Annotated in this window: 4 protein-coding genes; 2 read left to right on the forward strand and 2 right to left on the reverse strand. The window is 70.8% G+C overall.

Going from position 1 to position 7,548, the window contains the following annotated elements; translation table 11 throughout:
* Positions 1 to 4: 4 nt before the first annotated feature.
* Together QH283_RS21320 and eccD are read right to left on the reverse strand one after the other, a co-directional pair.
* Positions 5 to 901, reverse strand: a complete 897-nt coding sequence (locus tag QH283_RS21320) for a S8 family serine peptidase (RefSeq protein WP_280504746.1) — start codon at positions 899 to 901, stop codon at positions 5 to 7.
* Positions 902 to 960: 59 nt separating this feature from the next.
* The gene (gene eccD / locus QH283_RS21325) at positions 961 to 2,427 is read right to left on the reverse strand and encodes a type VII secretion integral membrane protein EccD (protein ID WP_280504747.1); all 1,467 of its coding nucleotides are present in this window, start codon (positions 2,425 to 2,427) and stop codon (positions 961 to 963) included.
* Positions 2,428 to 2,602: 175 nt separating this feature from the next.
* On the opposite strand from eccD, the gene eccCa reads away from it, so the two are divergent.
* Together eccCa and QH283_RS21335 are read left to right on the forward strand one after the other, a co-directional pair.
* The gene (gene eccCa, locus QH283_RS21330) at positions 2,603 to 6,643 is read left to right on the forward strand and encodes a type VII secretion protein EccCa (RefSeq protein WP_280504748.1); all 4,041 of its coding nucleotides are present in this window, start codon (positions 2,603 to 2,605) and stop codon (positions 6,641 to 6,643) included.
* The coding region (locus tag QH283_RS21335) for a hypothetical protein (RefSeq protein ID WP_280504749.1) at positions 6,643 to 7,548 on the forward strand (906 nt) is incomplete at its 3' end. The genes eccCa and QH283_RS21335, both read left to right, overlap by 1 nt.

Consider the following 7,548-nt stretch of genomic DNA (forward strand, 5'->3'; position numbering starts at 1 on the left):
CCAGCTACACCTTGTGCGCGGGGGGCGGGGCCACACCCCCCCCCGGCCCTGGTTTGGTGACGCCCGCGGGCGCGCCGCCGGCGGCGATGGAGCCGACGGACAGCACGTAGTCATCCCAATGCGCAGGACTCACGTAGTAGGTGACGTTGCTCCACGGGTCTGCGGTCGGATCGAGCGGGTCGATGACCTGGTTGTCGCCGGGGCAGGCGTTGGAGTCCTTGTTGCCCGCGGCCACCACCACGACGACGTCCTTCTCCAGCGCCGCGTACCGCACGGCGGCGCCGACCTCCATGTCGGCGTCCTGATGCGAGGTGCCACACCAGGTCTCGGAGATGTTGATGACCGAGACGCCCATGTCGGCGGCCCGCACGATGGCCGAGGCCATGGTGTACAGGTTGCCGTAGCCGTCGGGGAGGTCCTCGGGGTTCTTCTGCGCCGAGAGCCCCTCCTTCTGGTACATCTTGCTGGTCTGGCGGATGGTGACGATCTGCGCCTCCGGGGCGACGCCTGCGAAGCCCTGGCCCGGCACCTGCGAGGCGGCGATGAGACCTGCCACCAGGGTGCCGTGGCCGTCGCAGTCCTCGGTGCCGTCACCGGAGTTCGCGACGAAATCGCCGCCCGCCTCCAGACCGGGCAGCCGAGGATGGCGGACCACGCCGGTGTCGATCACCGCGATGCGCTGGCCGGCGCCTTTGGAGAACTGCCAGGCGCGTTCCAGGTCGAGCGCGCGCTGGGCGTCCGGGATGGTCGGGCCTTCGCCGCCGGTCAGGATGTCGGAGCAGTGCGAGTTCGCCGGCCGCTCGGTCGGCTCCCGCGGCGCGGCGGGATCACCCGCGGGCTTGCGCCCCGGATCGACGGCGGGCGGCCGCTCGGCCAGCGCCACACCACCGTTGCCACCCATCCCGAGCGACGCACTCAGCCCTAGCGTCACCGCAGCGGCGGCGACGCGCCACCGGCCGCTCACAGCCCGCGGACGAGGGAGTAGAGCGAGGTCACCCAGAACACCAGCGGCAACACCGCGGCCACGAAGCCGTATTCGAGCAGCTCCACGGCCCGCCGCATCGGCGGGGTGGCCGACTGGTTCGGGATGATGATGCCGAGGATCAACGCCGACACCAGGATCAGCATCGCCGCGCCGAACACCGCCAGCGGCAGCTCCATGGTCAGCGCCGTGCCGATCAGCATGATCAGCACGATCGCCGCGCCGCCCACGACCAGCACGACCGCCTGCTCGGCGCCCGCGTAGGTGCGGCTGCGGAACATCAGCACCGCCGCGCACACCAACGCCAGCGCGATGCCCTGCCAGTACGGGCTGTCGGCCCACGGGTCGGTCGCGGCCAGCGCGCCCGCAGCGGTCACCAGCGTGGTCGCCGACACCAGTCCGGCGAGGTATTTCCTGGCGTGCTCGGACTTGGCGTGCAGCACCTCGAGGGTGGGCAGCGCGCGGTGGTCGTCGGGATCGTCCTCGGTGGGATCGATCGGGGTGCCGGGGGAGGGGACCGGCGGCAGCGGCAGCTTGGCCAGCAGCATCGAGACCCGCGGCGACAGCGAGAGACCGAGCAGGCCGAGCGCGGCGGCGACCGCGCCGATGGCCTTCACCGGCTGGTCGGTCAGCAGGCCGGCCAGCGAGGCCGGAAGCAGATAGACCGCGACGGTGGCCGCGCCGATGAACAACGCGAGCCCGACACCGGTGACCCGCCAGGCCAGTATCGACGTCGCGGCGAGCAGGGCGGAGGCCAGCAGCAGATGCGCCCAGCCGTAATGGTCGGGGACGTAGAGCATTCCCGCGGTGAAGGCGGCGGGCAGCGCGCATCCGCCGAGGACGAGCGCGGTGTCGGCGTCACCGTACATCCTGCTCAGCACCATGCCCGCCACCACGAGCAGGATCGCCACCGCCAGCGCCAGCGAGCCGCTCACCCACACCGGCAGCGCCTGCGGTGCGGTGAGCAGTCCGAGGCAGCCGACCAGCATGGTGATCGCGGCCAGCACCGAACCGGTGAGCCGCGCGGTGCGCGGGGTCCAGCCGCGGAAGTGGTCGGCGTCGGCGATCGCGACGTTGTACATGATGTCGTCGAACAACGGCGTCGGCGCGGTGTTGGACGCGCTCTCCAGCATGAGCAGCTCGCCGTCGCGCACCCCGTGTTCGCCCAGCGACAGCGAATTGGAGAAGGGCGGGTGGCCGATCCTGGCCAGCACCCACTCGGCGGGCTCGAAGCGCTCGCCCTCGTTGTCGAAGTCGTTGCTGCGGCTGTGCTGGGCGACCATGTCGACGACGCTGGGAATCACGAGCGCCACCGGCACGTCGACGGGAATGGCCATGTCGACCTGGGTGTGTTTGGCGAGGATCGTCACCCTCGCCAGGTCGGGTGCGCGTACGATGCCACGTGTTGCATCCTCGTCGATGTGGCCCATTCGCGCGTGCGTCACGATTCCCCCAACCTGGTGCTCTACCTCGGAATTCCGCTGTGGCCGCGCGACGCCGGGCGAGTTTGCGAACCCCGTCGTCCGGGCAGCAGAATGCGAGACGAACTGTACGACATGTCGGCGCCTGCCTCTACACTGAGCCCGAGTTGCCACATGCGAGGTAGGGGGATTCTCGGCGATGAGCACTGTCCGGTTCCAGCGTCGTGCGCGCCGGGAGATGCCACGCACGCCAGGCGGCGAGGTCACGCTCCAGCCGCCGCCCGAGATCCCCAGGGTCACCCCCGGCAATCTGCTGATGAAGCTCATGCCGATCGTCATGGTCCTGGCGATGATCGGCATGATCGGCCTGATGTTCACCATGGGGACGGGCATCGCCAACAACCCCATGATGCTGATGTTCCCGGTCATGATGATGGTCTCGATGGTGACCATGTTCGCCGGTCAGGGCGGCGGCAAGGGCCAGAAGGCGGCCGAGGCCAACGAGGACCGCAAGGACTACCTGCGCTATCTCGCCCAGGTCCGCACGGACGGCGCCGAGCCCGCGCGCCAGCAGCGCGCCTCGGTGGAGTGGAGCCACCCCGAACCCGGCCTGATCTGGATGCTCGCGGGCACCAGCCGCATGTGGGAGCGACGCGCGGGCGACAAAGACTTCTGCCACGCCCGCATCGGCATCGGCCCGCAGCGGCTGGCGACCAGGCTGGTCGCCCCCGAGACCGGCCCGGTCGAGGAGCTGGAACCCATCGCGGCGGTCTCGCTGCGTCGCTTCGTGCGGGCCCACTCCACCGTTCCCGATCTGCCCACCGCGATCGCGGTCAAGGGCTTCGCCACCATCGCCCTCGACGGCGACCGCGCCCAGGCGCGCGACATGGTGCGCGCGATGCTGCTGCAACTGGCCATGTTCCAGGGGCCCGATCAGGTGCTCATCGCCGTCGTCGCGGGTCCCGACACCGCGCGTGAGTGGGAGTGGACGAAATGGCTGCCGCACACCCAGCATCCCGACGCGCAGGACGGCATCGGCAGCCAGCGCATGTTCTACGGCTCCATCCGGGAGGCGCTGGCGAGCCTGCAGCCGCTGCTGCACAACCGGGTGCGCTACTCGCGTAACCAGCCCGCCAATCCCGGCCTCGTCCAGATCGTCTTCGTCGTCGACGGCGGTCTGCTCGAGTCCGAGGAGGACCAGCTGCGCGAGTCCGGCTACGAGGGCGTCACCATCATCGACCTGTGCGGATACGCGCCGCGGCTGGCCGTCTCGCGCGGCATCAAGATGGTGGTGGAGAACGGCGAGTGCGTCGGGCGCGGCGCCACCGGCAACATGGAGCGATTCGCCGCCATCGACCGGATCAGCATCCATCAGGCCCAGCAGGTGGCCCGGCGCCTGGCGCCCTATCGCGCGGCGACCCAGCGCAGCAGCGACGTCGAAGCCGAGGAGACCGAGGTCATCTCGTCGTGGTCGCAGCTCATGGGCCTCGGCGACATCGGCACGTTCAACCCGGAGAGCGCCTGGCGTCCCCGCTACGGCCGCGAGCGGCTGCGGGTGCCCTTCGGCGTCGGCCCGGAGGGTCTGCCCATCGAGCTCGACATCAAAGAGGCCGCCGAGAACGGCATGGGCCCGCACGGGCTGTGCATCGGCGCCACCGGTTCGGGCAAGTCCGAGTTCCTGCGCACCCTGGTGCTGAGCCTGCTGGCCACCCACTCGCCCGACCAGCTCAACCTGGTGCTGGTCGACTTCAAGGGCGGCGCGACCTTCCTCGGCCTCGACGGCGTGCCGCACGTGGCCGCGGTCATCACCAACCTGGAGGAAGAGGCCGACCTCGTCGACCGTATGAAGGACGCGCTGGCCGGCGAGATGAACCGCCGCCAGGAAGTGCTTCGCCAGGCGGGCAATTTCGCCAACGTCTCCGAATACGAGAAGGCGCGCGCCGCCGGCGCCGACCTCGACCCGCTGCCCGCGCTGTTCGTGGTGCTCGACGAGTTCTCCGAACTGCTCACCCAGCACCCGGATTTCGCCGAGCTGTTCGTGATGATCGGCCGCCTCGGCCGCTCGCTGCACGTGCACCTGCTGCTGGCCTCGCAGCGCCTGGAGGAGGGCAAACTCAAGGGCCTGGAGAGCCACCTGTCCTACCGGATCGGCCTGAAGACCTTCTCCGCCAACGAATCCCGTCAGGTGCTCGGCGTGCCCGACGCCTACAACCTGCCCAACGTCCCCGGCGGCGGTTACCTCAAGTCCGACTCCGGCGAGATCCAGCGCTTCCAGGCCGCCTACGTCTCCGGCCCCTACGTGGGCGGGGGCTCCCAGCGCGAGGTCACCCAGGCGGGCGTCGCGGGCGGCGAGATCGACGTCAAGGCCCGCCCGTTCACCGCGCATCACGTGGATTTCCGGCCGAGCGATCGGCTTCCGGTGCCGAGCGCCGCGCCCGACGAACCGCAGGAACACCACGGCGAGGACGGCGAGAAACTGTCCAACCTCGACATGCTCGTCTCGCGCATCCGCGGCCACGGCAGGCCCGCGCACGAGATCTGGCTGCCGCCGCTGGACGAACCGATGACCCTCGACCAGCTCAACCCGCGCTCGGTGCTCACCGGCGAGTACTCGCCGATCGCGACGCTGCGCGCGCCCATCGGGCTCATCGACCGGCCCTACGACCAGCGCCGCGACCCCCTGTTCGTCGACCTGTCCGGCGCGCGCGGCAACGTCGCGGTGGTCGGCGGTCCGCAGTCGGGCAAGTCGACCGCCCTGCGCACGCTGATCATGTCGATGTCGATGACCCACACCGCCGAGCAGGTGCAGTTCTACTGCCTCGACTTCGGTGGCGGCACATTGGCGAGCCTGGAGGGCCTGCCGCACGTCGGCTCGGTCGCGGGCAGGCTCGACGCCGACAAGGTCCGCCGCACGGTCGCCGAGATGACCACCATCGTGCGCACCCGCGAGGCCAGGTTCCGTCAGCTCGGCATCGAATCGATGGCCGAGTTCCGCAGGCTGCGTTCGATGGACCCGGCGAGCAGCCACGCCGCCGCGGGCGCGCACGAGGACCCATTCGGCGACGTCTTCCTCGTCATCGACGGTTTCGGTTCGATCCGCCAGGATTTCGACCCGCTCGAGCAGACCATCATGAACCTGGCGGTGCAGGGTCTGTCCTACGGCGTGCACGTGGTGATCGCGCTGGCCCGCTGGGCCGAGGCCCGCCCGGCGCTCAAGGATCAGATCGGCACCAGGATCGAGCTGCGCCTCGGCGATCCGATGGACTCCGACCTCGGCCGCAAGTTCGCCGCCCTGGTCCCGCAGGGTCGCCCCGGTCGCGGTATGACCCCCGACTGCCTGCACATGCTCACCGCGCTGCCGCGGATCGACGGCAGCTCCGCCCCGGACACACTGAGCCAGGCCGTCGCCGACGCCGTCGCCACCATCGCCCGGCTCACCCCGGGCAGGCCCGCGCCCGCGGCCCGCATGCTGCCGGAGGTGCTGCCCCGCGAGCAGCTGCTGCGGATGGCGGGCAACTGGCCCTCCCAGCTGCCGCGCGGCCGGAACCTGCGGATCCCGATCGGCATCAACGAATCCGAGCTCGCGCCCGTCTACCTGGACTTCAACGAGTCACCGCACTTCATCGTCATCGGCGACAGCGAGTCCGGGAAGACCACGCTGCTGCGTTCGATCATCGAGGGCATCGCGGCGTCGAACACCCCGAACGAGGCGCGCTTCATCGTCGGCGACTACCGGCGCACCATGCTCGGCCTGATCCCCGAGGGCTATCAGGCCGGTTACGGTTCCACCGGTCCGCAGTTCACACAGAACATGGCAGACCTCGCGGCCTACGTCGCCAAGCGCGGCCCCGGCCCCGACGTCACGCCCCAGGAGGTGCGCGACCGCGCCTGGCTGACCGGCCCCGAGCTGTACGTCATCATCGACGACTACGACATGGTCGCCACCTCGCTGGGCAATCCGACCGCCCCGCTGGTCGAACACCTGCCGCACGCGCGCGATCTCGGTTTCCACGTGATCATCGCCCGGCGCGCCGGTGGCGCCAGCCGCGCCATGTACGAGTCGACCCTGGCCAGGATGAAGGACTTCGGCGCGGCGGGCCTGATCATGAGCTGCCCGAAGGACGAAGGCGTGCTGATGGGCAGCGTGCGCCCGAGCCAGCTCCCGCCCGGTCGAGGCACCTACGTGACCCGTAACACCCAGGAGTTGATCCAGCTCGGCTGGATTCCGGGCGCCGAGTGATGGCCCAGGTCGAACTGGTCCTCACCGACACCAGGATCTGGTCGCGCGGTCCGGCCACCCACTGGGACGGCGTGCCGTCGGTGGTGCTGGGCAGCAACGGGAGCCTGGTGATCGGGGAGCCGCTCAGCCCGCACGGCCAGGTCGGCTCGGCGGTGCAGTTCGTCGCCGCCGAACGGGTGGCGCTGCTGCCGCGCGTGCCCGAGACCACCGAGGCGTTGGCGGCGCTGTTCGCCACCGTCCTGGAGAACCTCGGCCTGTCGGCCCCGTGCGAGCGGTTCACCATCGTCTGCCCCACCGAGTGGGGGGCGCGTCGTCGCGAGACCGTCGCGGTGGCCGCCCGCCGTTTCGCCGAGGACGTGGTCTTCGAAGCACTGGCCGCTCGTTCGGTGGTCACCGACGAGGCGACCCTGCGGGCCGGGCGCACCGTCGTCCTGGAATTCGGCGCGCTGACCACCACCGCCGCCGTGGTCGTGCGCACCCCCGAGGGCGCGCACATCGAAGGCTGCGAGTTCGAGCCCGATCTGGCGCTCGACGATCTCGGCGTCGACCCGGGTGCGGCCGAGGGCCTGGCCGCCGTGCTGACCCGCCTGCTCGACGGCGGGCGCGCCGACGTCGTCCAGATCTTCGGCGTCACCGAGCCGGCGAAGCTGAGCGTGATCGACCAGGTCGCCCGCCAGATCTGCGGCGCCGAACCGGAACTGCGGCCGGTCTCCGGCGTCGAGCTGCTGCGCCGACCCGAGCCCCGCGCGGGCTACGTCCCCGACCCGGTGCGCGCCATGCCCGACACCGAATGGCTGCAACCGTTGCCCCCCCGCGCCGCCGCCCACCAGGCCGAACACCACCCCCGCCCCGAAGGGGCCCCGGCCCCCCCCGGCCTGGTGGTATATGCCCCCCCCCCCCTCGGG

This window comes from Nocardia farcinica (assembly GCF_029867845.1).
Lineage (GTDB): Bacteria > Actinomycetota > Actinomycetes > Mycobacteriales > Mycobacteriaceae > Nocardia > Nocardia farcinica_A.

Bases quoted from the DNA above. Each gene is read 5' to 3' on its own strand.
- eccCa (WP_280504748.1), top strand. From the start codon at position 2,603: ATGAGCACTGTCCGGTTCCAGCGTCGTGCGCGCCGGGAGATGCCACGC.
- QH283_RS21320 (WP_280504746.1), bottom strand. From the start codon at position 901: ATGGGTGGCAACGGTGGTGTGGCGCTGGCCGAGCGGCCGCCCGCCGTC.